Source organism: Cohnella abietis (genome assembly GCF_004295585.1).
GTDB classification, from domain to species: domain Bacteria; phylum Bacillota; class Bacilli; order Paenibacillales; family Paenibacillaceae; genus Cohnella; species Cohnella abietis.
Genome location: NZ_AP019400.1, coordinates 3,994,388 through 4,019,518, shown reverse-complemented (window position 1 = coordinate 4,019,518; position 25,131 = coordinate 3,994,388). Strand labels below are relative to the sequence as shown.

Sequence of the window (25,131 nt, the reverse complement as noted above, 5' to 3'; positions counted from 1 at the left end):
ATGAGGATGGCTACAACATTACCGAAGGTAGATGTCGTAATTGTAGGAATGGGCTGGGTAGGCGGCATCCTAGCAGCTGAGCTGACCAAAGCGGGCCATACTGTTGTTGGACTTGAGCGAGGTAAGAGCCGTGGCACTCAGGATTACTACCATGTCCATGATGAATTACGGTATGCCGCTCGATATGAATTGATGCAGGATCTATCTAAGGAGACGGTTACCTTCCGCAATACGGAAAAAATCCGGGCTCTGCCGATGCGCTCCTACGGTTCATTCCTACTAGGAGATGGGTTAGGAGGGGCCGGTGTTCACTGGAATGGACAGTACTACAGATTTCTGCCCTATGATTTTGAAATCTATAGTAAAACAGTTGAACGTTATGGTAAAAGCAAAATACCCGAGGGAATGGCCATAAGGGATTGGGGAATTACGTATGACCAGCTTGAGCCGTATTTCGTCAAATATGAGCAAATGTCTGGTATTTCCGGAGATAAACAGCTTCCAGACAATATCGGTAAAATGTCGGTGCCCTACGCGACTCCACCTATGAAAAAAACGCCAGGCATGAAGCTGTTCGAAGAATCGGCTACTAAGCTTGGTTACCACCCTTACGTTATTCCATCTGCCAATCTGACTCAAGACTATACGAATCCAGACGGAATTGAACGTGCAGCCTGCCAGTATTGCGGCTATTGCGAGCGTTTCGGATGCGAGTATGGGGCGAAAGCAGATCCAGTGGTGACGGTTATGCCCGTTGCCCAGAAATCCGGGAAATTTGAATTGCGTACCCATGCGAATGTCACGGGTATTATCCATGATGGCAAGAAAGCATCTGGAGTTAAGTATGTGAATACTCCGACAGGGGAGGAGTTCATTCAGACTGCGGATGTCGTCATTTTGTCTGGGTATGTTTTCACGAATGTACGGTTGTTGCTTCTGTCTAAGCTTGGGAAGCCTTATGACCCGAAGACGGATACCGGGTCAGTTGGCCGCAACTATGCCTATCAGGTCAATGGGGCTAGTACTGCTGCTTTCTATGAGGACAGGGAGTTTAATTTGGCGATGGGTGCGGGTGCTCTTGGTAGTAGCTTCGATGACTTTAACGGCGACAACTTTGACCACAGCTCATTAAACTTTATACATGGGGCGAATATCCGATTTACCCAGACTGGACTAAGGCCCATACAATACCAGGCGCTGCCTGCGGACACACCTAAATGGGGAAAAGGCTTCAAGCAAGCGACCATACATAATGCGAACCGTGTGCTTGCGGTTTCTGGACAAGGGGCTAGTATGCCGTATCGTCATCACTATCTCGATCTGGATCCAGAGTATAAGGATGCGTTAGGCTTACCCCTTATTCGGATGACCTTCGATTTCGAAGATCAGGATAAGGAGCTTGTGAAGTTTATCGCCCAGAAAACGAAGGATATCGCAGACGGCATGGGAGCTACGAAGACAGAAATGCATAACGTGATTAGGCAGTATAACATCGTACCCTATCAATCCACGCATAATACGGGCGGTACGATCATGGGCAGTGATCCTAAAACCTCTGTCGTGAACAACTATTTGCAAATGTGGGATGCGGAAAATGTGTTTATATGCGGCGCCTCAAACTTCGCCCACAATAGCGGTTATAATCCGACAGCAACGGTTGGGGCACTATCCTACCGGACAGCTGAGGGTGTAATTAAGTATTTGCAAAAAGGCGGGTCGCTTGTTTGAGCGGCAGCGGTAAAGGCCAAGGAGCTGAGACATTCGAAAGAGATGTCGTGATACACCTGTCTGAGCTCCGCAAGCGTCTTATTTATGTCGCTGCATACTTTCTTGTTGCTCTAAGCTTCGGGCTCTATCTCTCACCGAAAATCTTGGCTTTTGTTAAGGATCACTTGGGTTCAGTGCAAGTGCAGTGGAGCGTCTTCGCTTTATCGGACGGGCTCCTTGTATACATGAAATGTGCCCTTATGGTGGGAGTCGTATTGACGCTTCCGGTATTGCTCTATCACTTGTGGGCATTCGCTCGACCCGGCATGACCGATTCAGAAGCCAAGAACACATTGTTATATGTGCCGCTTTCGTTTGTGCTTTTCCTATTCGGAGTCAGCTTCGGCTACACGGTTGCTTTACCGATGATGATTCGGTTTATGATCAAGCTCAATCAGGGCATCGGAGCGATGGAGGTATACGGTATTCAGCATTATGTGTCGTTTCTGATTAGCTTCTTACTGCCAATGGGAGTTGCTTTTGAAATGCCGCTAGTGATGATGTTTCTTACGCGTCTCGGTCTGTTGACTCCGGAAAAGCTAAAATTTATCCGCAAATACGCCTATGTTGGCTTGGCGATTCTCGGCACACTCATTTCACCGCCGGATTTCGTATCCCATCTGTCAGTCACTGTACCACTGCTGATTTTATTTGAGATTAGCGCGTTTATTTCCACTCGATACCATCGTAGACGGGCTTATCTTGCTGTTCGTCCAACTTAACGGAAAAAAAGTAGAAGAAGGGAGGTGCTGTCATGTTTAACAATATTGGGGTATCTGGGCTCATTATTATTCTGGCCATCGCATTAATTGTCTTCGGACCAGCGAAGCTGCCACAGCTAGGCCGTGCTTTCGGTGACACATTAAGAGAATTCCGCAATTCCACCAAAGGCATCGTTGACGAAGATCTGGATGAAAAAGTGACTATCGTTGAGCTGGAAAAAGGAAAAAGCTAGCTGGCCGTAGTGGTATGGTTGGGGTTAGTGAGGCGGATATTGCATTCAAAGAAGCCAAGCGAATTTTGCTTGGCTTTTTGACTGTTTTGAATGATTGGAAACCGACTATTCTTATCCTAGCTCAACCTTCATAAAGTATATGGGACATGTGTTCCATACGACTTCGTGCAGGAATGGGGCCAATATATTGAAAACAATGCGCGTATACATAACCGGGATGACTTGTGCCGCTTGTTCTTCCCGCATCGAGAAAGGGCTGCAACGATTAGAAGGGGTTGAGCAGGTTTCTGTGAATTTAGCTACTGCTCAATCCGTTATCCAATACGATCCTACCAAGCTTACCCCAGCAACTGTATTTAAAAGAATTGATCAATTAGGCTATGGGGTAGAAGAGGGGCTGACAAATCCGAAGAAGGCTAACGAGGCTGAAATTCGTTCCTATCGGAACAGGTTCTTACTTGCGCTGTTACTCTCGATTCCTCTGTTATGGGCTATGCTGGCTCACTTACCAGGGTTTTCATTCGTATGGGTACCCGCTTTGTTACAGTCCTTTTACTTACAGTGGGGGCTGGCTTCGGTGTTGCTATTTTACGTTGGCTATCCTTTTTACTATGGTGCCTTCCAAGCTTTGAAACAGCGAACAGCCAACATGGATGTTCTCGTCGTTCTTAGTACGACTGTAGCTTATTTCTATAGCCATTATTTAATGTTCCGCTCTGACTCATCCAACCAGCATATCCATCTTTATTTTGATACCATTGCCATGATTATAACGGTTATTCTGCTCGGCAAGCTTCTAGAATCCATCGCCAAGGGTAAGGCTTTAAAGGATTTAAGCGAGCTTCACGATCATCGCATTCGATTAATTAGAGTGATGCATAGGAAGGCTGAAGAATGGATTCCAGCAGATAAGCTGAGAGTTGGCGATATTGTTGTTATTCAAGCTGGAGAGTGGATTTCTGCTGATGGAATCATCGAATCTGGCTGCGCCGAAGTTGATGAGTCATTGTTGACGGGTGAGGGCTTGCCTATCCTGAAATCCACTAACGAATATGCTTATAGTGGAACCCGATGCTTGAACGGAATCTTGCATATTAAAGCGACCTGTGAAACACATGAATCGCGTCTGTCACGCATGATCGCCATGGTAGAGGAGGCACAAACTAACAAACCAGCGATAGCGCGAAAAGTTGACAGAGTGGCCGCGATGTTCGTTCCTTTCATGATTGCATGTGCACTTATTACGTATGCTGCATGGTACTTTTCTTCGGCTGATGACTCATCTGAATTAGCCATTCGTTACGCTTTAACCGTGATGCTAATTGCATGCCCATGCGCGCTCGGTTTGGCTACTCCTGTGTCAATCCTTGTGGCAACCGCCTTATCTGCGAAAAAAGGGATCCTTTTCAAGCACGGAAACTCACTCGAAACCCTTCACCGGGTCAATCGAATATTGTTCGATAAAACTGGAACATTGACCGAAGGGAAACCTCGACTAAAAACGATTCAATCGCCAAGGCATCCAAGCTCCTATCTCCTTCGCATGGCGGCTGCCGTTGAGAAGTATTCATCCCACCCTCTAGCTCACGCGATTACGGAGGCAGCCCAGCAGCAGCGATTACTTATACCTGAGGCGTCAGGCCTTTTGGAAATACCAGGCGGTGGAATGAAGGGGATAGTAGAAGGGAAGCTGGTTCATGTCGGGCATTCAGCGTGGATTCAGTCTGAGGGTATTCTCCTAAAGGGGAGTTTGCCTATAAACACCGCAGTGGAAAATACGGGAAATGTGCTTTATCTATCTTTAGAACGACAGGCGGCAGGTGGCTTCATCTTTTCTGACCAGCTAAGGGATGATGCCTCAGCAACTGTTCGACAATTAAGAGAATATGCCAAAGTTTGGATGGTTACCGGGGATCAACTGGAGCCTGCTCGTGTTGTAGCGGAGCAAGTAGGTATTGAAGTGGTTCACTCACAATGCTCTCCAGAAAATAAGGCGTTGATGGTTAGTGAATTAAGGCAGGAAGGGCACATAGTTGCTTTTGTAGGCGATGGAATTAATGATGCTGCTGCGTTAGCCGCTGCGGATGTGGGAATAGCGATGGGGGGCGGAGCTAATATTGCTATGCAAACCGGAGATATTGTTTTATCGCGCAGTCAAATAACAGGGGTATTAGACGCGATAGAGCTTAGCAAGCGAACGATGCGTAATATTAAACAAAATTTAACCTTCGCATTGGTCTATAATTCCGTAGCAGTACCTTTTGCAGCGATGGGTTATTTAGATCCAAGAATCGCGTGTTTAGGTATGGCAGCAAGCTCTGTCATCGTGGTAACTAATGCATTAAGGCTCCAACGGAATCCGATAAGGAGTGGATCTTAAATTGATTTCCGCTAACGCCCTTGCGCTTGTTGCTCTGTCTGGAATTATGGGAGCGCCTCATTGTTTGATTATGTGTGGAGGTATTTCATCCTCATTCGCCATGAACGCCAAGGGAGAGCCTATTCGTTCCGTTCTTGCCTATAATGCAGGCCGAATCACAACTTACTCGCTTACGGGCCTTTTCATGGGGCTGGTGGGATCTTTCATCAACGTTGCAGGAGATTTTGTAGGCGTTCAAAGTATTGCAAGCTTTGTAGGAGGAGCTTTTATTTTAATATGGACCTATTGGCGTTATACGTTGCCGATTCCTCATCATTTTATACCGGGTAGTCGTAAAATGAACGCACGAATATCCGTCCTTCGGCAAAAATACGAATTAACGGGTGTATTTCTGACAGGGATTATGCTTGGTTTTCTTCCCTGTGGTTTGACCTATGCGATGCAGATGAACGCCGCAGCATCCGGATCTTGGTTTGATGGTTGGGTGATCATGCTGGTGTTCGGAATTTCAACTATGCCGATATTGCTGCTTGTTGCTTTGTTTGCTGGAAGCATTCGTAAGAAATGGCGAAAGGGCATGCGAAATGCTGGAGCGTCGTTAGCTTATCTGATGGGCTTTCTGTCTATTATGAAGGGCTTAGCGGCGAATGGCTGGGTGCCGAGCATTCATCCGTGGATTTGGTGAGGTAGAACTGTAGCCGAGATTTATTTTGATATAAAAGGATGCTTTACATGTAAAGTTTCGGTTGGTGTAACGAGAGTAACTGTAGCCTCCCACTTGCCTGACATCACAGGAATTCCTATGATATTGTACTTACCCGGCTCAACCTCATTCAAAGTCGTGGGGATTACACCGCAGAACATACTAGGCATCTCCAAGCTAACCTTCATATCGGGTTGGTCAAGTGGCTTCCCTGCGAGGTCGGTGAGGGTGAGTGAGAAGGAATTTTCATGCATGACCTTAGCCACTTGTTGGTTGGAGACGATCTCCATTCGTATATTTTCGTCACTAAACTTTGTGTTTAATGCGGCTTGATTTGTAGATGAAGGAAGATACATCCAGGCTCCAAGAAATGCGCACAAAATGACAAGGGAGTAGACAATCTTTTTCATTCTCACCCTTCCTTCCTCTGCGTATGCTGCTCTCAAGTGTATGAGGGCAAAGGAAAGAAAAGAAGCAGGTCAGCCCGCCATTATAGGAGGATTGACCTGCTTCTTTATTTTCAAATAACCTCCGACAAAAGCATTCTTTCGCTAATCCAAAGACATGAGAAAACTGTTTATGCTTGCGAATTTTCATCCTGTTCCAGTGCTGGTTCGTACAATTGTGTTTTTTCCTTAAACCATTTAAATAAATGAGTACCTATTACCTTCAGAATGGCATATCCAGGTACGGCTAGTATAATCCCGAGAATACCAAATAGGTTGCCAGCAGTAAGAATAACAAAGATTATCGTCACAGGATGAATATGCATGGATCTTCCCATGATTTGAGGAGAAATAAATTTCCCCTCTATAAGCTGGACGATTGTCCAAATCACAATCATTTTCAGAAGCATGACAGGCGAGGTAACCATAGCTACGATCAATGCTGGAGTAATAGCAATTGCAGGTCCTAAGTAAGGAACAATACTCGTGCAAGCTGCGATTACGGCCAGTACGAGGGAATAATCCAACCCGATTATGAGGTAACCGATGTACAGTAGAAACCCTATACAGAAGCTTACGATAATTTGCCCACGTATATAGGAGCTGATTTGATGGTTCATTTCAAGCAAGACCCGGAATGAACGTTTACGCAGGGGTGTAGGTACAAACCCAAGAACGAAAGGAGTTAATTTCCTACGATCCTTGAGCAGATAGAACAAGATGAAAGGTACGGTAACGACTGCAAGAACCGTTTCAGTTATTCTACCGAGCAAGCTTCCTAGTCCTGACCAAGTGTTACTAAGTAAACTTGATGCTCGAGATGAGAAATCATCGGCTAGCTTTGTGGAATCGAAACCGATCGTGTGCTGAAGCTGACTGAAAAACTCACTGCCGATAAGCTCCTCGGATTTTTCCTGTGCAACTCGGCTATAGGCCGGAAAGTTTTCAATTAAGCTAAAAATCTGATCGCGAAGTAACGGAAACACAATCATAACGACTAATGTAATAATCCCGATAATGATCAGATACAATATGACAATGGAATACACTCGTGGAAATCTCTTTCGTTCAAAGAAATCAACAATAGGATTTAACAAATAGAAGGCGACTCCAGTGAGCAGGAAAGGCAGAAATACAGTTTCTAAGATGACAATAAACGGGTGGAACACGTAAGAAATTTTGTTAATGACAAAGATGTTAAGCGTAAGTAAGAGAACAATAACGAGAAACAGGATGAGCTTCTGATTTAGAACCATCCATTTGAATCGATCTGACCATTTACGAGACTGTTGCATATCTCTTCCTCCTAATTCTGGTAAAAATGTGGAGAATTATTCGTGAAAATAAGGCCGTTGGTTGTCACTATGTACTGATCATAACGTTTCCGCACATGTGTATTCAAATCAAGCTGTAAAGAGACTTATTAAGAGACGTTGACATTCCAATTTATTAAGCCTAAAATTATAATACGCTTAATTTTCGAATTACGTTTCGAAAAGCGGGGGAACCAGTCTAGTGGGGCGAATCATTCGTTAAGAATGTAGGGTACCATCTTACCCAAGTCCGTCAGCTAACCTCGTCAGCAGTAGATGGGTCTGTTTCTAACTTCATTTGGAGAAACCTTCGGACCCTGTAACGGGGTTCTTTTTGTTATTTTTGAACCCTAACTGCTGGAACGTATTTGCGTTCCTTAGCTTGAGGTTCTTTTTTGTATTTGTCACCCGACAAGAAATTAATGGAGGTGAGTGTTATGGATCAAGCCCTTTCAGTAAAAAGTAATTACAATAGTCTGATGGAGCAGTCACAGTTAATCGTTCAACAGAACGTATCGAACCCCGCGTTAGATCCTAATGAGGAGAGATATGCTGTCTTGCACCTAATTATTCAAAATACGAATAGAGAGTCGCAAGATTATGATTTTGCCCATACGCAAACAGCAGTATACCGATTTATTTCCGTTATTTCTCAAATTGTTATAGGGTGGGGCGGCTTACTTATTGAGGGCAACCATCATGCGTATACAGCAATCTTCCCCTTATCGAAGCCGGATTCGAGTCTTCATAGCTGCATTTGTGGAGTGCAGATCATCAATGCTATTAATAATGTTATTCTTCCGTCTTTTGAACGTGAAGGAATAGATTCGCAGTATCGCTGCGCTGTTGGCATTAGCTTGGGGTCCGTGCAGGGTATTCAGACGGGATTAGAATCTCCTGTTCAAAGCCTTTACTACGGTGAGGGAATTAAGAGTGCTATGGAGTATGCAAGCATGTCGAACGGCCTAGTAATCGTCGATAAAATGATCAAAGACAACTTGGAGCGTTCCTATGCTGATTTGGAAGTGCAGCTTCTTCCATACCGTAAGCACGAGTGGGTAGGTTATCAATTTGTTGTCGGGCGTAATGGGTAAGTGGTTGGTTGCGCGGCTTGGGTTGGTGAATGGGCATCCATTTGTTGTAGGATTTCTCGGCTAAGTGGATGATTGCGCAGTATGGGTGGGGAAATTGGGATCCATTTGTCGCATGGCGTCGCGGTTAAGTGGATGAATGCGCAACTAGATAGGGAATTCACGTAACCAAGGCGAGCAAATCAAAGGTAAGCAAATTAAAGGTTCGCACATCAAAGCTCTTAGGAAACTCCCTTTTCAAACAAAGCTGTTGACTTTGACGTTACGTAAAGCTGTACAGTTATGTTGTCAGGAGGTGACCGCATGGAATATACGGTGCAAAAGCTAGGTCGATTGGCGGGGGTCAGTACGCGAACACTTCGTTACTATGATGAGATTGGCATTCTTAAGCCGGCAAGAATGAGCTCATCAGGTTATCGAATCTACGGTCAATCTGAAGTGGAAAGGCTGCAGCAAATCCTTTTTCACAGGGAGCTGGGGATCAGCCTGGACAGCATCAGAGAGATCGTTAATGACTCTTCTTTCGACGGTGCTAAAGCCCTTCTAGAACATCGCGAGCAGCTTCTCGACAAGAGAAAACAACTGGATCAGCTAATTGCCAACGTGGAAAAGACAATAGCTCTGAACGAGGGGAGACTTACTATGTCAGATGAAGAAAGATTTGAAGGGTTTAAGCAGAAGCTCATTAATGACAATGAGACATTGTATGGCACAGAAATTCGCAAGCGGTATGGTGATGATACTGTTAACAGGTCGAATAAGAAGCAGCTGGACATGACGCAGCAGGAGCACGATGAGCACACACGCCTTACCGAGGAAGTGCATGCTACTTTGGCAGAGGCATACAAGACGGGTGACCCTGCTAGTGATATTGCTCAGATGGCCGCAGATCTGCACAAAAAATGGTTGATGTATTATTGGAGCGAATACAGTAAAGAAGCCCATGCGGGACTTGCCCAAGGGTACGTGGATGACGAACGATTCCGCGCATACTATGACGCTGCTCAGCCAGGCTCAGCACAATTTCTAAGAGATGCGATCCACATCTATACAGGTCAGAACAAGTAAAGCTTATAATAGTGGGAGGCTGTTCCATAAGCTAAATTATGGGCAGCTTCTTTACTTTTTCAGGGAAGTATTTTCTGGGAAGTATATCTTTCGGCCGCTGTGGGCGGACTAAATGGTGGGAAACCGAGTTTCTGTGAGCTGTAGACCACTGAGAACGGACTAATTGGCGGAAAACCGGGAGTTGTTGAGCTGTAGACCGCTGAGAACGGACTAAATGGCGGAAAACCGAGTTTAGGTGTGCTTTAGACCGCTGTGGGCGGACTAAATGGCGGAAAACCGGGAGTTGTTGAGCTGTAGACCGCTGAGAACGGACTAAATGGTGGAAAACCGGGAGTTGTTGAGCTGTAGACCGCTGAGAACGGACTAATTGGTGGGAAACCGGGAGTTGTTGAGCTGTAGACCGCTGTGGGCGTACTAATTGGCGGAAAACCGAGTTTCTGTGAGCTGTAGACCGCTGAGAACGGACTAAATGGTGGGAAACCGGGTGTAGGTGCGCTGTAGACCGCTGTGGGCGGACTAAATGGTGGAAAACTTGGTGTCGGTGAGTTGCAAGCCGCTGAGAACGGACTAATTTGATGGAAAACCGGTTGTCGTAACGACTTGACCGCAGCCATTTATGCTTGTTAGCAGATGACAGTGCATGTTAAAGTAATCCCACGACACTCTACGGATTTAGGGGGGGCGAACCGGCTTCATGTCGGAGCGGCTACCAGTGCAAATTTGCTAGAAGATAAGCGCAAAGTGGTCCGACTAATTCGTTCCACCGTTTACCGACAGTGCCCGCATTTTCATCGCTAAGGATTGTGTGTGTTTTAAGTACGATGTGCAGAAAGAGGTTGGCTCGATGATTAAGGAAGAGATTATTAAAGATGGAATATGGGTTATGTTAATGACGATTACTTTCGTTATTTTCTTCTCTAAAAATATAAAAGCTAACTGGAAAGCATTTATTTTGTATTTATTGATGTTTACAGCTATGAGAGTCGTTACTAATTATATATTCGATCAGTTTGATATATAGGCAAGGAAGTGGGTAGAGCATGGCAGATTGGGAAAGAGCCAAGGAGTTATTTACATTTTATCAGGGTAGCTTTATACATATGTATCGTGAAGGCGTTCTCGACGAGTATAAGGGATTTGAAATTGCTAAAGAGAAGGAAACCGAGTGGCTCGATGAGATGGTTAATGAGTTTACTAAGCAATTATCGATTATGAGCTGGACTGGGGTAGTTGGATTGGAATCATTGGCAAGAAGCTATCCAAACCCAACAATACTTGAAAATGTAGCTACTTTCGCCTCCCGCCATCTCATGAGTGCAGATAGCGTGGTTAAACTTATCTATGCAGAGAAAATGATCAAATTGATTAAATTATTCAAGAAGGAAGTCTCAGTCGAGGTTCTCCGCAAAGCCTACACAAGTACATTAAACCTTTTAGAAGATACGATTGCCAAACCACTCATTTTAGACCCCGGTCATGAGCTAGAGCAGTTCAACCTGAAGGACAAAAAGGCTCTTAATATCGAAGCACAAAGACATATAGATGAACTTAAACAAATTTAACTACCGCTAAGGGGGCACATGTTAATGAAGGGCTTAATAAAAAGAGGAATTACCGGTTTTGCTACTGAGCAGAATGGCGTTGACCCTCAAGATGTAAAAAGTTTTCTTAGCTTTATTCATGCCATAGTAAAGGGGCAGGTGGAGTGGAAGGACGTTGATATTGTCGGTAAAAACTACTACTGGATCCTTGTTTCGACTGACCAGCAGCAAATCAGCTTTTTCTTGAACGCCTATTTTCCACTTGTTGCTATCCGAATTGAATCACCTAAGAGTGAATTTGGCTATTTGACGGCAGTTGAGTTAGAGGAGCTGTTCCCTAAACTGAGTCAATATAATTATCAAGTATTAGGTAAGGAAGATCTTGAGGAAGAGATATTGAGGGATGAAATCGAGCAATTGGATGAGATGGAAATAAAACAGGCAGAGTACTGGAAGCCACGGACGATCGAAGAAATTGTATTCAATAATTGGGACTAAGCGTTTAATTTGCTGCTTTTTGCACAACCACAGTAACTTGATACAAAGGGGCATTTTGATGAACAATTCAAGAAGAGGAACGGCATCATTAATTGCTATCATCATAATATTAATGGTTTTACTCGGCTTTTGTATAAATTCAAAAGTAAGTAGCGATAACAAAGCAGAAGCTATTCAAGATAGGATTGATAAGACATTTGTGTATCAGTTAGGTGAGGCTGCTTCAAGCTTTGGTAGGGATCTTTCAAACGATGATAACAGTGATTATGAAAACTGTGTTGCTTCTGTAGCGGCAGCTTCCTCCGTAGCTAATCTATCATCCTATGAGGACGACAATGATCTAATAGATTTGGCGCTTGATAGTTTATATAGAGCTATGTTGAATTCGGATAAGAAAGAGAATGTAATCCACAATGCTGTAACAATTAGAGAAATTTTTGTGAAGCTAAATGTAAATCCTGCAGATACAGAAGCAACGAGTGAATTAAGTAAAGTTATTGATAGTCTATAAAATAGTTCTTTTACATCTTTTGACCACTCTATACAAACGTATCGCCGTCCCGAGGATGGCGATACACGTTTGACTTGGAAAACAGTTGTCACGTATCGGTAGTTACACTATAATGTGTAGTGGAAGGTGAGAGCCATTGAATATTAAAAATTTTAAGTACAATGAGGTTGGGCTTAATCGTTTCTTCGGAACCCTGGAAGCTAAAATTATGGAGCTATTATGGGAAGAGGAAATAGAAGAGATGAGTATCAAGGAGGTTCAGTTGAAGCTCGAGCAAGACAAGCCTCTTAACTTCAACACCGTCATGACCGTGATGAACCGCTTGGTGGATAAGGGAATGTTAGTCAAGAGAACGGAAGCTAGGCACTCATTATATCGGCCGAACCAGTCTAAGGAGCGGTTTATTGATGAGCAATCCAAGAAATTGACCGAGAATCTTTACGAGGAGTTTGGTGGGCTTGTCGTCAACCATATGATTGATGTTCTTAAAGACGTGGATCAAGACTTACTGAATCAGCTGGCGAACAAAATACAACAATTAAAGAGGGACTCCGAATGATCCAATGGAGAAAGCAATCCTCTGTTGTGATGGCTGTGAGCGTTGTAGTTGCGGTGCTGGTATTGAGTCAAATGGCAATGTATGAAGCTCATCTTCTTCTAGGAGTTAAGCTTCATCGCAATCTTTTTGATATTTGTGCAAGTTTATTCCGTTCCAATCCGCTTTCCTATTATTTGATCTCTGTTCTCTTGAATCTACTTGTGGCTTACACGCTTGCGATTGGTTTGTTTAGAAGCATACAGCAATTTTACTTAATCAGAAAATTCAGGGTCAGGCTTTCCATGTTAGTACACAAACCATTAACTGCTCAAATGAATGACAAGTTCCGCCGTGCGAAGCAAGACATTATAGTTGTTAGGAATGATCAATTACTTGCACTCACAATGGGCTTCCGCAAACCGCGTATCGTTCTTTCAACCGGCTTGCTGGATTTGTTGGACGAGCAGGAGCTTAAAGCAGTTGTAGAGCATGAATCGTACCATCAATTAAACCATGACGCGGCGAAAATTTTTTTACTGCAGATGATTTCACAAGCTTTGTGGTTTATTCCAGTAACCAAATGGTCTTATCACAATTATCGGATTATAAGTGAATTGTCCGCCGATGATCATGCCATTCGTACAATGGGGAATGAGATCAGTTTAGGCAGCGCGTTGTTGAAGATGATTAAATTAGATACTAGTAAAAATGAAATGCCGGTTCTTGTTCATTTTGCCGATGTTTCTATTAATTATAGATTGAGTCAGCTAGTGAATCCGCGGCGTGCTATTCCAGTGAGGTTAGATTCCAAGTCGCTTATGATTTCTGTTTTAGTGCTGATTATTTTGATGGGGATGATTTTGCTAACAGGAGCTTAAGTTAAATATTGAAAATGGATGGGAGATACGACTATGATTTTGGGCTTAGTTGGGGTTATTTTATTTATACTCGCTATTATGGGTTATAGTTATGCTTATAAAATCAATAAAGGAAACACAAGCCAGCTGAAGAAGGAAATGAAAGCAGCATTAAAACAAAAAAGCCGCAAGATGAGCTTAATCGCTCACACGATGCTTGGGGGCGGGATCATTCTTCTGTTAGCTGCTTTAATACTGAATAATTCGAATAATTACAATATAGAAAGCCTTAATCATGATGTTGCTCTTGAGGTAACTAATGATAAGGATTATGGTGGAGGGCATTCAGAGATGCCAGTTCAGTACGAGATGAAGCTCCCGACCTCTGGTACGCATAGTCCGCATGATTTGAAGTTTGGATTTTATGAGAAAAAGCCGGCAACTGAGCTTCTTGTTCACAACTTGGAGCATGGTGACATTCTGATATACTATCGTCCAGATGCAAGTGCTGACATCATCGATGCGGTTAAAAATTTATCGCATTTCACGAAAGCAGGAGCGGGTGTATTGGCCGTGCCTAGTGAGGATATTCCCGAGGGTAAAGAGGTAGTGCTGAACGCTTGGACGAAAACGATGGAGCTTACAACTTATGATGACTTAAAGGCTGGCGCATTCATTTACCAGCATATTAACCAAGGACCAGAGAAAATTCCAGCTAATATCCGGCTTGGTGGCGGTACAATGTAACTAAAATAAATTGGGGAGAGAACCGGCCTATAGAGGTCGGTTCTTTCGGTATGGGTTAGAATAGAACCATACCAGATAGAACATATCAAATAGAACATATTAATCTCTCTTAACGAGGTGATCGTGTGGTTATTGTGACAACCGAAGTGCTCATTGATGCTCCACTGGAACATTGCTTTGACTTAGCTAGGGATATTGAAGTACATACTCAAACCGTGTGGAAGCATACGAAAGAAAGAGCAATAGAAGGTACAACTAAAGGCATGATTAGTGGAGGGGAATTCGTAACCTTTCAGGCAACTCATTTCCTCATCAGACAGAAGCTGAAGTCTCAAATTGTATCCTATAACAGGCCTTTTTATTTTGTTGACGAGATGGTGAAAGGCGCATTTAAGAGTCTTAGACATGAACACACATTTGAAGAGCAGCAGGGGAAGACACTTATGAAAGATACGCTAACCTTTGAAGCTCCATTCGGAATTATTGGGTGGATCACGGAGAGAGTTATACTTAAGCGCTACATGAAGAGATTTTTGGAGCATCGAAACCATCAATTAAAGCTATTTGCTGAAGGTAGGGGATGAACAATACATCCACCCCCCGCTTAAAGTAGCAAAACGCGACTATGGCGAGTCGAAGAGGAGCTGGGCCCCGCTCAAAGTAGCAAAACGCGACAATGGTGAGCGAAAAAGGCACTCGACCCCGCTCAAAGTAGCAAAATGCGACTATGGCGAGCCGAAAAGGGGATCGGGCCTGTTCAAAGTAGCAAAACGCGACTATGGCGAGCCCAAGAGGCGCTCGGGTCTGCTCAAAGTAGCAAAACGCGACTATGGTGTGCGAAAGAGGCGCTCGGTCCAGCTGAAAGTAGCAAAACGCGACTATGACGAGCTATGATTCTGCTAAAAAGAAATGAAGTCATATAAAGTAGTCGTATTCGATGAATGAACTCGCTCGCATAAGCAGCGGGTTTTTTCGTTATTCAAATTATCTAAGCTTTCCAAAAGACAGTGGAAGCTGTTTATGCCTACGTTGCATAGTAACGCGCACGATTTACGTAATAATACAACTCACTTTGTATACAGTTAAGACTTAATATCAGAAGTGTGAATAACTTCCAATATATGTAGATCAAGAGGTGGTGTCAGAAGTGGTTTAGGTCAAGAAATAGTAATGCCGAAAATGTTCAAAAATTAGAGGAGGCAGGTTTTCTATGACAAGCTTGTTAAAGAAAAAGTCTTTCAAATTGTCGCTATCTTTGCTAGTTGCTCTTAATTTATTGTTCGTTACGGGACTGACCGCTATGGCTGCATCTGACAACCTTGTATTTGACAATTATAATCGTGCAACATTATCGGATTTCGCAGGCGCCAAAGTAGGCGCACAATGGACTGGCGGCGATGCAGGTAAAAGTGCAACGATCGAAGACAATGCACTTAAGCTTGAATACGCTAGCAAAGGCTGGTTTGGTACTGGTGGCGGAATCGATGCTAGCGAATACAAATACCTGAAGATTACGATTAAAGGAGCATCTGGTGGTGAAGGTGCGGATTTCGACCTAAACTATGCAGTTGGCGAAACTGTTAAAACAATTGGTAAAAACTTTGCGGATCTTTCTGGTGTAGCTATAACGAAGGACTATAAGGACATTTACATTGACCTGGCTGCTAATAAGATCGACAAGGGCATCCAAGCGCTTCATTTTAATTTCCAAGACGGCAAAAGCGGCACAATCTGGATCGATGACATTTCTTTCACAAATTCGAATGGAAAGAAAGCCGAGCCTGCTAAAGTAGAACCGAAGAAAGAAGAGCCTAAGAAAGAAGAACCAAAGAAAGATGATGGAGAAAAGTCAGAACCAGCTGCTACCGATGGTGCCGGTGCTGAAGCCAATCCTAAAACTGGCGATACAATGAATGTGACCTTGTATGGTTTAATTGCATTGCTTTCCGGTGGAGCTGCTCTAGCCTTCGCTATTAAATTGAGAAGAGCAAAATCGTAATTAAATGAGTGTCGTAATCAGAAACCGCATAGTCCCACAGGGGTCTATGCGGTTTCTAATCCTTTGGTGAACGGAGGAGTAAGGTTGAACTGGAGAAAATGGGCTTACTGTGGCATACTGACAACGGCGATTGCTGTTTTTATGTTTTCTGCTGTTAAATTAACCTTATATTTCTTAGATGCCCGTCAGAGTAACGAACAAATAAAAGAAGCAAGGGAGCTATATCACCCTGTTCCGAATAACGATAGAAATATTATACCGCAAGTAACTCCTCTTAATGAGATCGGATCGGTAACCCAGACTGCTGCGACTCCCCATATTGTTCCCTTAGTGGACAAAAAGCCAGCTCAGCTGCTTATTCAAGATCATTTTAAACCTTTGCTCGAAATCAACAAAGATATTATTGGCTGGGTCAAAATTGATGATTCCAATATTGATTATCCAGTTGTTCAATCTGATGACAATAGCTATTATCTCACAAGGGATTTGCACGGCAAGAATAACGTAAACGGCAGTATTTTCATGGACTATCGGAATGCTATTGATAAAGAGGATAAACACCTGATCCTGTATGGCCATAATATGAAAAATAAGTCGATGTTCATGGCATTATTAAATTACGAGAGCAGATGGTATTTTGACCACCATTCAATTATACAGTTCGACACCTTATACGGAAATCAGAAGTGGCAGGTTTTCTCAGCTTATTATACAGACGCTAAGGACGATTACCTTAAGACAGATTTCAAAACCGATGAACAATTCAAAGACTTCGCGGTTAGTCTGCAAAGCAAATCCCTGCACAAGACAGATGTAATATTGCATGAAAATGATCCTATTCTAACGCTTTCCACTTGTTCGAATTCGCACGATGACGCAAGGTTTGTCGTACATGCGAGATTGATAAGCCCCTCAATACATGAATAGTGTAGCGGTTAGTCAATTTTAACGTCGCATTTTCTTAATTTCTGAGAAGAGGATGCTTATTCCTTCATCAATATCATCCTCTGAAACTTTAGTGATACTCAGCTTAAGTAGGGATTGCTGCTGCTCGAACAAAGGCAAATAAGAGGGCTCTATTTCTTTTACGACAACTCGTTTTTTACTTAACTTATTTAGCAAGGTTGGGACGTGCATGCGATCTGGCAATACGAGGTGCGTGTGGACACCTAATGTCAAACGGGCATGATGGATGTCCTCGGTATCATTGTAGGCGTCCAATGCTCGGTTTAGCTTTTGCATTCGATTATGATAGCTGGTCTTTATTTTTTGCTTCCTTCGCTCGAACATTCCGTTTTGGATATAGATTTCTAATGCAGCCTGCGACAGCATGGAGCTATCGATATCAGACAAACGCTTGTACGTGCTAAAGGTTTCTTGAAGGACTGGAGGGAGGACGGCAACTCCTACCCTGAGTCCTGGGAATAAAATTTTGGAGTAGCTTTTTAAGTAAACGACATGTGACGACTCATAAGCAAAGATAGGATCGGATTTGGTGTCCGACTCTAAATCAGCTAAATAATCGTCCTCTACAACGTACACGTCATAGCGTTTGGCTAACTCGCCGATCGCTTTTTTTGTTTTTTCCGAATAAGAAGTTCCTAGTGGATTATGGAAGCGCGGGATCGTGTAGAACAGCTTAATATCCCCCGTACGGAATAAATGCTCCAGCTCATCAAGATCAATGCCGCTTTCAGATCTCGTTATTCCTTTAACCGGAATGCCGTGGCACTCGAGCAATTGGATAATAAGATGATAGCTTGGCTGTTCTATGAGCACCGTACTTTTTCCGTTGGGAAAAGGCATCGTACATAGAATCGCTAAAGCCTGCTGCACACCCGATGTAATCATAATATTGTCTGGCGAAGTGAATACCTGGTGACTAGTGAGGTGCTTGCTTAGGACATTAAGCAGTGATGGAAGACCTTGCGGTGTTCCATAAGTAAACAAATGGCTTCTGTACATATCTATCGCTTTGTTGAGACAGTGCTGAAAATCCAAATAAGGGAACAGATCAGCGTCAGGTGAAGCAGATGAAAAATCGATAACGGAGGGATCAGGACCATGCTCCGGCTGCACCTTCTTGAGTACTGCATAATATCCGCTTTGTGGGATGGAGTATATGAAATGGCGTTTTTCGAGCTCTGTATAGGCACGAATAATCGTGCTTTTACTGCAGGAATAATGAAGGGACAATTCACGAATGGACGGGAGCTTCTGGCCTCCACGGATTAACCCTTCTTCGATCTGCCGCTCGATATCGATCATAACTTTAGCATATTCCTTCAAGTGTTATGCTCCTGACAGCTATCTGTACCGGTACAGATAGCTCATATTAGTGTTGTAGAGATGCTCGCTAAACCGTATGCTTTAACACATGAGCTTGCTTGCCGGCTAGAGCAACTAGAAGATTTGAAAGGTGGGAATTAAAAATGCTGGAGCAAAAAAAAGTTTATCTATTGGCTCTATTATACGCATTTATTATCGGGTTTTCCTTTTTATTCACGAAGATGGCTTTGGAATTCGCAGATCCTATTGACACGATTGCTTATCGGTTTACTGTTTCGTTTGTCGCTTTAGCTATACCCGTCATGTTTGGATGGATCAAAATAAAAATAAAAGGTCGCAATTGGCTAAAATTATTGCCCCTTGGATTAGTGTATCCTACAGCATTCTTCGGATTCCAAGCTTTCGGCCTTGCGCATGCTGCATCGTCCATTGGAGGTATTATTTCCGCTTCTTCCCCCATTTTCACACTGGTTCTTGCTTCGTTATTTTTGAAAGAAAGAACAACTTGGATTCAAAAATTGTCCGTACTGTGTTCGGTAGGTGGAGTGGTCTTCATTATTGCAATGGGAGGAGCTTCGGTAGAGGGCACAAGCGCTTTAGGCATATTTTTATTGCTCTTATCGGCATTGTTACTTTCATTATATGGCGTAATTGCCCGTTACTTAAGGGATGGCTTTACCGCGATTCAGATGACTTATGTGATGATGCTTTTCGGATGTATTAGCTTCAACGCTATATCGATTACTAAGCATGCTGTTGGCGGAACAATGCACGATTTGATTAAACCGTTAGCTGAGCCGCATTTTATTCTTTCCATTTTGTATATAGCAATATTGTCTTCACTAGTGTCATCATTGTTATCTAATTATATTTTGTCCAAAATTGAGGCGACTACGATGAGTGTATTCGTTAATCTGGGTAATCTCATTTCCATATTGGCAGGGGTCATTTTCTTGAATGAGCAGCTTGGTTATTATCATCTTATCGGTGCAGCATTGATTATTATTGGTGTAGTAGGGGTTAATTATCGGGGGAGTAAAAAAATAAATAATAAGGTCGATGCCGGGGTGAGAACAGACTCGTAATCAAATACCCAATGCCATAATGATGAAAAAGTTCACTTGCAGAATGAGATCAAAAATTTCATCATTATGGCGGGTATATTTCAAGCTTAAGAGTTCTGGTTATGCATTTGCAGCTTTTTAGCCAGGTTCGTTTTAACCCATATTCCCATTATGGCCAAACCTGCAATAGCACCGCCAACATGAGCCCAAATATTAATGTTTGGAAGTATTAAAGAATAAATCAATCCAAAGATCAGCATGCTGTATATCGTTTTACGAGACCCTTCGTCTAAATCAGCTTTACGGAAAACAGCTAAATAGAGGAATGCGCCGAATATACCATAGATCGCTCCCGACGCTCCTACTGAGAGATATACGGAACCAGCATGTACGATAGCACTTAACGCATTACCTGCAATACCAGCTAATAAGTATAGGATGAAATATCGGAAGTGCCCGACCAATCTTTCCAATGGGGGAGCAAATACGAGAATTGAGAAACAGTTAAATAATAAATGATCCCAGCCTGCGTGCAGAACAATGGATGTTACATACCGCCAAGGCTCGAATAATCCATACTTGCTAAAATCAGGGTGCTGATAGAAAACGCCCTCAATCGTTAACCTACCGTCTAATAACAAATCAGCTAAAAAAACGATCAAGTTGATCGCAAGAATGAGTGTCGTTACTGGATACATGCGGATGTAGCTCCGGAAATTTTCGTACCGTATGAATATCATGACTATCCCTCCAAATATGCTTCTCCTTAGTATATCAGACTTATCGGGAGGAAGCAGTCTGTTTAACCTCGCGTGAGTTGCGGGGTTTTTGTATTTAACTTAGGGTACAATTAGGATGATAAGATTGTTGTTTCTTTTTCAATGTAATTGGGTTAAAATGAATGGGAACAAATGTTCTTTGAGTTGAGTATGGATTTTGAATGACAAGGCTGGATACCAAACTTAGGATGAAAGGGATGTTGAATGTTGGCAAAGCTTACGCCTTACATTTTCTCCGAGGACGCAAGAGCTCAAGCTGAGTTCTATACACATGCGCTTGGAGGGGAAATCCTATCTGTTATGACACATGGTCAGCGCCCGGATGCTGCTGAAGAGATTAAGGACAAGGTCATGCACCTTAGTCTTGTTGCCGGGGGAATTACCTTTCTTATGTGTGATATTTTTGATCCAGTTGACCGAGGAAGCAGTATAAATCTAAGTCTTGAGTTTGCGACGGAAGAGGAAGCCCGAGAAGCGTTCGATAAGCTAGCTGTTGGCGGAACGATTAAGCATCCGTTAGGGCCCGCATTTTGGGGCGGCCTGTTCGGACAAATTGAAGACAAATATGGCATAGCGTGGATGATTGGTAATGAGTCGAAACAGAGCTAATATAACGATGGGGTGATAGATAATGGTAGCTAAAGCGGATAAAATTTTTGTTAACTTGCCCGTTAAAGATTTGCAGAAATCCATCGATTTTTTTACTGCAGTGGGTTTTGAGTTCAATCCTCAATATACCGATGAGAATGCAACCTGTATGATTATTAGCGAGAGTATATACGCTATGCTGTTGGTTGAAGATTTCTTCAAGACCTTCACTAAGAAGGAAATTGTGGATTCTACAACTAGTACAGAGGTTATTGTAGCCTTATCTGTGAGCAGCAAGGCTGAAGTAGATAATCTTGTTAATAAAGCTCTTGCAGCTGGCGGTAAGCCTTTTAATGATCCTATTGATCACGGCTTTATGTACACTTGGAGCTTTCAAGATGTTGACAATCATCTGTGGGAGCTTATGCACATGGATGAGAGCGCAGTTAACCAAGGCTAACATCGTCTAAAATGGCATGGTGGGTTTCAATGCGATTGATTGCATTGGAACCCGCTGTGCCTTTTTTTAATGTCGTCTTGACCCTTGGTAGGTGACAGGGCAGGACGGGATTAAGTCGGATATGCGGTTTAACTTGTCGCGCAACTGTGCTTAACCCCCGTAGTACGAACAAATCGAGTATCTCTTGCCAATTGCGTTCCACCGTGCCCTCGTAGTTCGAAAAAGTCGAGTATCTCCTGCCGAGTGCGTTCCACCGTGCCCCCGTAGTGCGAACAAATCGAGTATCTCCTGCCGAGTGCGGTCCTCCGTGCCCCCGTAGTAAGAACAAATCGAGTATCTCCTGCCGAGTGCGTTCCTCCGTGCCTCCGTAGTACGAACAAATCGAGTATCTCCTGCCGAGTGCGGTCCTCCGTGGCCTCGTAGTACGAACAAATCGAGTAAGTCCTGCCAATTGCGTTCCTCCGTGCCTCCCGTAGTACGAAAAAATCGAGTGTCTCCTGCTGAGTGCGTTCCTCCGTGCCCCCGTAGTACGAACAAAACGAGTACTGCCTTCCAAAGACGGCTTTACCGCACCCTCGCCGTACGAAAATATCTTGTAACGCCCCTTAAACGTGACTCTCCTTGGAAGGAATAGTTGGAACTGCCGCCTAACTCCCCGCGAAACAGCGCTGGTGGAGAAAAATTAGTCGGAGAAGCCGCCTAATTCCTAGCGAAACAGTCGTCGGTGCAGGTAAATAGTCGGAGCTGCCGCCTAACTCCCCGCGAAGCAGCCACCGGTGGAGATAGATAGTCGGAGAAGCCGCCTAACTCCCCGCGAAACAGCCGCTGATGGAGATAGATAACCGGTGATGTCGACTAACTCCCCGCGAAGCAACGCTGGTGGAGGTAGATAGTCGGAGCTGCCGCCTAACTCCTCGTGAAACAGCCACCGGTGGAGGTAAATAGTCGGAGTTGCCGACTAATGTACAAGCTCAACAAAAAAATGGCAACCGATTTGGTCACCATTTTCGTGAATTCATTGTACACCGGGTTTCTAGACTCTGAACTATAAGTAGCTAAGCCTATTATAGGATAGGTCCACAGGCAATACGGTTCCCTGAGTTTCCGGAAGGATCTGTTACGTAATCATCCTCTTTTTCGTGAATAACAATTGCTGTTCCACCGGGCTTCCGCAAAGAATTGGATAAGCCGGTCACCAAAGTGACGCTTTTGCTTTCCAAATCCGCTTTGACGGTTCCATCTTGCCCGACCTGGATGTTAAGTAAATCACCAGCATGAAAGCCTTGCGGATTGTTAAACCCATGCTGCTTTCCTTGGGGATTTAAATGCGCTCCTGCTGAAGTAAAATCAGGTGCTTCACATTTGCCTGTTTCATGAAAGTGAATGCCATGTATGCCTGGAGGCAGATCCTTCGCTTCTATATGGATATGGACAGAATCGGGCTTTTGGGTAATTCGTGCTGTTCCAATTTCTTCACCCTTCGAATTAATGATCTTCACCGAAGCTTGCTGCTTTGGGGATCTTGCATCTGCGTCTGTATTAACGAATACGATCCCACCTAACAGAAGAAAACCAAGAGCACCCAAACAAACTAACTTGAACAATTTTTTCATTTCCATTTTGTCCTCCTAGATGTATGTACTGTTTTTCGTTCCTGTATAGGATCACCCTTTTCTAGAAAAAGAAAACATGTGCCCTTACATAAAACTGAAAAGACTAGCCAGTACAAATAATGATGAGTAGCTTATCTGCAATTGTGGAAGGATATTCTTAATTACAACCTAGGAGTGAGCGATTATGAAGCTAACAATCAAGTCGGTTATTTCATTAACCATATTAATTAGTTTCTTATGTACCTCTATTCCCGCAAGCGCTCAAGGGAACCAGCCTTTTCATTTTGGCTTTAAGAAAAGCAAGGGAGGCAAGCTTCCGTCTATAGCCGAAGAAGGTTTTATGGGTATACTGCAAAAGCAAAATGCCATTTTCCTGGGGAATACGGGGCAAAAGGAGTTATATCTTACTTTTGACAATGGGTATGAGAATGGGTATACAGCAAAAATCTTAGATGATCTAAAGGAATTGAAGGTTCCTGCGATTTTCTTTGTCACGGGTCATTTCGTTAAGGATCAACCGGAATTAGTGAAGAGAATGGTTGCAGAAGGTCATCTCGTCGGAAACCATTCCTGGAGTCACCCCGATATGTCGCAAGTATCGAAAATACAAATCAAAGATGAGCTCGAGAAGGTAAGGGTAGAAGTGGAGAAGCTTACGGGTCAACAAGAAATGCGTTTTGTACGAGCACCCCGGGGAATATTCAGTGATCGCATGTTGGGTGTTTGTAATGAGCTTGGTTATATAAACGTGTTTTGGTCCATTGCTTATAGAGATTGGGAGCCCAAACAGCAGAAAGGCTGGAACTATGCCTACGTTAATGTCATGGAGCAGCTGCATCCAGGCGCGGTACTTTTGCTCCATTCCGTTTCCAAAGATAATGCAGAGGCGCTTAAGAAAATTATAGTTGATGCAAGGCTACAAGGATATGAATTCAAGAGCTTGAACCAGATGGAAATGAAACAATACAGGTAAAGAAGAATAGTAGTCGAGTAGGGCAAGGGACTAGATCAAGTCGTTAATGACTTGCTTCTGGTCCCTTATTGCATTTTCCACCTGCATATCGATAGAATAGGGACAATGTGATAAAAAAGCTAATTGGAATAAGCTACGAGGGAGATCGACTACTTGCATATCCTTGCTAAGGAAATGAGTGCATTTAATGAAATAACGGTTTACGATACATCCGAGCTATATGGTGAAATGGGGAGATTTCGGTGCTTACAGTTTGCCGATGATAGTATACAAGGTGCGGTAGATTTGAAGGATCGAAAACGCATTTTACTAGTGTATCAACGGGCAATCATTTATTTAATGGAGTTAAATAAACCGTCGTTTAAGCACGTATTTGTGATCGGACACGGGGTTGGAACATTTTCTAGCCATTACGGAGATAAGCAATTTAAGGTAGCCGAAATCGATGAGAAGATCGTGGAGCTAAGCAAGCTTTATTTTAACTACAGCAAGGACGATGTTGTGATTGGAGATGGGCGCCAAATTCTCAGCCAATCAGACGAGAGTACATACGATTATATTATCTTGGATGCTTTCAACAGCAAGGGTACTCCACTTCATTTAACAACGAGAGAATTTTTCCGGATGGCAAGTGAAAAGCTCGCTCCAAGAGGAGCCCTCATTATGAATCTAATGGGGAAGAGTAAAAATGACAGGCTAATGAATGCCATACATACGACGCTCAGGGAATCCTATATGTTCACTAAAGTTTTTTCATGTCCAGCAACAAGTGAGGCAGAAATAAGAAATATAATTGTTATGGCAAGCAATGCTGCTATCGAATTCGATGTGCGGGAGATGGAAGGGCTATATGAGCTTGATTTAGCGGAAGGGCATATCATCAGGGACAGTAGGCCGAATGAATTTAAGTAGGTTAATTAATCAGCCTTACTCAACGGGCAGTTTTACAAT

Annotated in this window: 28 protein-coding genes and 1 riboswitch; of the genes, 23 read left to right on the top strand and 5 right to left on the bottom strand. The window is 43.4% G+C overall.

The genetic code is table 11. The annotated features are described in order from the left end of the window. Positions 1 to 6 precede the first annotated feature (6 nt). The 5 genes from KCTCHS21_RS17505 (at position 7) to KCTCHS21_RS17485 (ending at position 5,787) form a co-directional block, all read left to right on the top strand. A complete protein-coding gene (locus tag KCTCHS21_RS17505) occupies positions 7 to 1,728 on the top strand; it encodes a GMC family oxidoreductase (protein ID WP_130611081.1) in 1,722 nt (573 codons plus the stop codon). After that, positions 1,725 to 2,489, top strand: a complete 765-nt coding sequence (gene tatC, locus KCTCHS21_RS17500; protein ID WP_130611077.1) for a twin-arginine translocase subunit TatC — start codon at positions 1,725 to 1,727, stop codon at positions 2,487 to 2,489. The genes KCTCHS21_RS17505 and tatC overlap by 4 nt, the downstream gene beginning before the upstream one ends. Positions 2,490 to 2,521: 32 nt before the next feature. After that, on the top strand, positions 2,522 to 2,722 hold the full coding sequence (locus tag KCTCHS21_RS17495; protein WP_130611074.1) for a twin-arginine translocase TatA/TatE family subunit: 201 nt from the start codon (positions 2,522 to 2,524) through the stop codon (positions 2,720 to 2,722). Positions 2,723 to 2,918: 196 nt separating this feature from the next. Beyond that, positions 2,919 to 5,102: a heavy metal translocating P-type ATPase gene (locus tag KCTCHS21_RS17490; RefSeq protein ID WP_232058250.1), complete on the top strand. Its 2,184-nt coding sequence runs from the start codon at positions 2,919 to 2,921 to the stop codon at positions 5,100 to 5,102. 1 nt (position 5,103) lies between these two features. Further along, positions 5,104 to 5,787: a sulfite exporter TauE/SafE family protein gene (locus tag KCTCHS21_RS17485; protein ID WP_232057867.1), complete on the top strand. Its 684-nt coding sequence runs from the start codon at positions 5,104 to 5,106 to the stop codon at positions 5,785 to 5,787. Positions 5,788 to 5,807: 20 nt separating this feature from the next. On the opposite strand, the gene KCTCHS21_RS17480 is transcribed toward KCTCHS21_RS17485, so the two are convergent. Both KCTCHS21_RS17480 and KCTCHS21_RS17475 read right to left on the bottom strand, forming a co-directional pair. Beyond that, positions 5,808 to 6,215: a FixH family protein gene (locus KCTCHS21_RS17480; RefSeq protein ID WP_130611068.1), complete on the bottom strand. Its 408-nt coding sequence runs from the start codon at positions 6,213 to 6,215 to the stop codon at positions 5,808 to 5,810. A gap of 167 nt (positions 6,216 to 6,382) precedes the next feature. Continuing rightward, complete coding sequence (locus tag KCTCHS21_RS17475; protein WP_130611065.1) at positions 6,383 to 7,546, bottom strand: AI-2E family transporter; 1,164 nt, start codon at positions 7,544 to 7,546, stop codon at positions 6,383 to 6,385. Positions 7,547 to 7,710: 164 nt separating this feature from the next. Beyond that, positions 7,711 to 7,851: riboswitch (cyclic di-AMP (ydaO/yuaA leader) on the top strand. Positions 7,852 to 8,001: 150 nt separating this feature from the next. Between KCTCHS21_RS17475 and KCTCHS21_RS17470 the strand changes: the two genes are divergently transcribed. From KCTCHS21_RS17470 to srtB, 13 genes are all read left to right on the top strand, one after another. Further along, complete coding sequence (locus KCTCHS21_RS17470) at positions 8,002 to 8,658, top strand: hypothetical protein (protein ID WP_130611062.1); 657 nt, start codon at positions 8,002 to 8,004, stop codon at positions 8,656 to 8,658. A gap of 300 nt (positions 8,659 to 8,958) precedes the next feature. Next, the gene (locus KCTCHS21_RS17465; protein ID WP_130611059.1) at positions 8,959 to 9,723 is read left to right on the top strand and encodes a MerR family transcriptional regulator; all 765 of its coding nucleotides are present in this window, start codon (positions 8,959 to 8,961) and stop codon (positions 9,721 to 9,723) included. Between the two features lie 823 nt (positions 9,724 to 10,546). Further along, positions 10,547 to 10,744: a hypothetical protein gene (locus tag KCTCHS21_RS17460; protein WP_130611056.1), complete on the top strand. Its 198-nt coding sequence runs from the start codon at positions 10,547 to 10,549 to the stop codon at positions 10,742 to 10,744. 19 nt (positions 10,745 to 10,763) lie between these two features. Further along, positions 10,764 to 11,285 carry a hypothetical protein gene (locus KCTCHS21_RS17455; protein ID WP_130611053.1) on the top strand — a complete coding sequence of 174 codons (522 nt, stop codon included), beginning with the start codon at positions 10,764 to 10,766 and terminating at the stop codon, positions 11,283 to 11,285. Positions 11,286 to 11,309: 24 nt separating this feature from the next. Continuing rightward, complete coding sequence (locus KCTCHS21_RS17450) at positions 11,310 to 11,762, top strand: hypothetical protein (RefSeq protein ID WP_130611050.1); 453 nt, start codon at positions 11,310 to 11,312, stop codon at positions 11,760 to 11,762. Between the two features lie 58 nt (positions 11,763 to 11,820). Then, positions 11,821 to 12,273 (top strand): hypothetical protein, encoded by a 453-nt coding sequence (locus KCTCHS21_RS17445; protein WP_130611047.1) that lies wholly within the window; start codon positions 11,821 to 11,823, stop codon positions 12,271 to 12,273. Between the two features lie 136 nt (positions 12,274 to 12,409). Further along, positions 12,410 to 12,832 carry a BlaI/MecI/CopY family transcriptional regulator gene (locus tag KCTCHS21_RS17440; protein WP_130611044.1) on the top strand — a complete coding sequence of 141 codons (423 nt, stop codon included), beginning with the start codon at positions 12,410 to 12,412 and terminating at the stop codon, positions 12,830 to 12,832. Continuing rightward, positions 12,829 to 13,689, top strand: coding sequence for a M56 family metallopeptidase (locus KCTCHS21_RS17435; protein WP_130611041.1), 861 nt, complete (start codon positions 12,829 to 12,831; stop codon positions 13,687 to 13,689). Before KCTCHS21_RS17440 ends, KCTCHS21_RS17435 begins: the two co-directional genes overlap by 4 nt. 33 nt (positions 13,690 to 13,722) lie before the next feature. Beyond that, the gene (locus KCTCHS21_RS17430; protein WP_157994069.1) at positions 13,723 to 14,415 is read left to right on the top strand and encodes a thioredoxin-like domain-containing protein; all 693 of its coding nucleotides are present in this window, start codon (positions 13,723 to 13,725) and stop codon (positions 14,413 to 14,415) included. Positions 14,416 to 14,540: 125 nt separating this feature from the next. Beyond that, positions 14,541 to 14,999: an SRPBCC family protein gene (locus tag KCTCHS21_RS17425; protein WP_130611035.1), complete on the top strand. Its 459-nt coding sequence runs from the start codon at positions 14,541 to 14,543 to the stop codon at positions 14,997 to 14,999. Beyond that, positions 14,980 to 15,309 (top strand): hypothetical protein, encoded by a 330-nt coding sequence (locus KCTCHS21_RS31175; protein ID WP_130611032.1) that lies wholly within the window; start codon positions 14,980 to 14,982, stop codon positions 15,307 to 15,309. Before KCTCHS21_RS17425 ends, KCTCHS21_RS31175 begins: the two co-directional genes overlap by 20 nt. A gap of 316 nt (positions 15,310 to 15,625) precedes the next feature. Further along, positions 15,626 to 16,414 carry an LPXTG cell wall anchor domain-containing protein gene (locus KCTCHS21_RS17415; RefSeq protein WP_130611029.1) on the top strand — a complete coding sequence of 263 codons (789 nt, stop codon included), beginning with the start codon at positions 15,626 to 15,628 and terminating at the stop codon, positions 16,412 to 16,414. A gap of 84 nt (positions 16,415 to 16,498) precedes the next feature. Then, entirely contained in the window at positions 16,499 to 17,341 is an 843-nt protein-coding gene (srtB, locus tag KCTCHS21_RS17410) for a class B sortase (RefSeq protein ID WP_130611026.1), read from the top strand. Positions 17,342 to 17,359: 18 nt separating this feature from the next. On the opposite strand, the gene KCTCHS21_RS17405 is transcribed toward srtB, so the two are convergent. Continuing rightward, positions 17,360 to 18,703 (bottom strand): aminotransferase-like domain-containing protein, encoded by a 1,344-nt coding sequence (locus KCTCHS21_RS17405; protein ID WP_130611023.1) that lies wholly within the window; start codon positions 18,701 to 18,703, stop codon positions 17,360 to 17,362. 143 nt (positions 18,704 to 18,846) lie between these two features. Between KCTCHS21_RS17405 and KCTCHS21_RS17400 the strand changes: the two genes are divergently transcribed. Continuing rightward, positions 18,847 to 19,788 carry a DMT family transporter gene (locus KCTCHS21_RS17400; protein WP_130611020.1) on the top strand — a complete coding sequence of 314 codons (942 nt, stop codon included), beginning with the start codon at positions 18,847 to 18,849 and terminating at the stop codon, positions 19,786 to 19,788. Between the two features lie 86 nt (positions 19,789 to 19,874). Here KCTCHS21_RS17400 and KCTCHS21_RS17395 read toward each other — a convergent pair whose 3' ends face one another. Beyond that, entirely contained in the window at positions 19,875 to 20,507 is a 633-nt protein-coding gene (locus KCTCHS21_RS17395) for a rhomboid family intramembrane serine protease (RefSeq protein ID WP_130611017.1), read from the bottom strand. Positions 20,508 to 20,753: 246 nt separating this feature from the next. On the opposite strand from KCTCHS21_RS17395, the gene KCTCHS21_RS17390 reads away from it, so the two are divergent. Both KCTCHS21_RS17390 and KCTCHS21_RS17385 read left to right on the top strand, forming a co-directional pair. Further along, positions 20,754 to 21,155 (top strand): VOC family protein, encoded by a 402-nt coding sequence (locus KCTCHS21_RS17390; protein ID WP_130616561.1) that lies wholly within the window; start codon positions 20,754 to 20,756, stop codon positions 21,153 to 21,155. 22 nt (positions 21,156 to 21,177) lie between these two features. Further along, positions 21,178 to 21,594 carry a VOC family protein gene (locus tag KCTCHS21_RS17385; protein WP_130611014.1) on the top strand — a complete coding sequence of 139 codons (417 nt, stop codon included), beginning with the start codon at positions 21,178 to 21,180 and terminating at the stop codon, positions 21,592 to 21,594. A 1,064-nt stretch (positions 21,595 to 22,658) separates the two neighbouring features. On the opposite strand, the gene KCTCHS21_RS17380 is transcribed toward KCTCHS21_RS17385, so the two are convergent. Next, complete coding sequence (locus tag KCTCHS21_RS17380; protein WP_130611010.1) at positions 22,659 to 23,213, bottom strand: superoxide dismutase family protein; 555 nt, start codon at positions 23,211 to 23,213, stop codon at positions 22,659 to 22,661. 178 nt (positions 23,214 to 23,391) lie between these two features. Between KCTCHS21_RS17380 and pdaA the strand changes: the two genes are divergently transcribed. Both pdaA and KCTCHS21_RS17370 read left to right on the top strand, forming a co-directional pair. Beyond that, complete coding sequence (gene pdaA / locus KCTCHS21_RS17375) at positions 23,392 to 24,180, top strand: delta-lactam-biosynthetic de-N-acetylase (RefSeq protein WP_130611006.1); 789 nt, start codon at positions 23,392 to 23,394, stop codon at positions 24,178 to 24,180. Between the two features lie 174 nt (positions 24,181 to 24,354). Then, the gene (locus KCTCHS21_RS17370) at positions 24,355 to 25,092 is read left to right on the top strand and encodes a spermidine synthase (RefSeq protein WP_130611003.1); all 738 of its coding nucleotides are present in this window, start codon (positions 24,355 to 24,357) and stop codon (positions 25,090 to 25,092) included. The last annotated feature ends 39 nt before the right edge of the window (positions 25,093 to 25,131 follow it).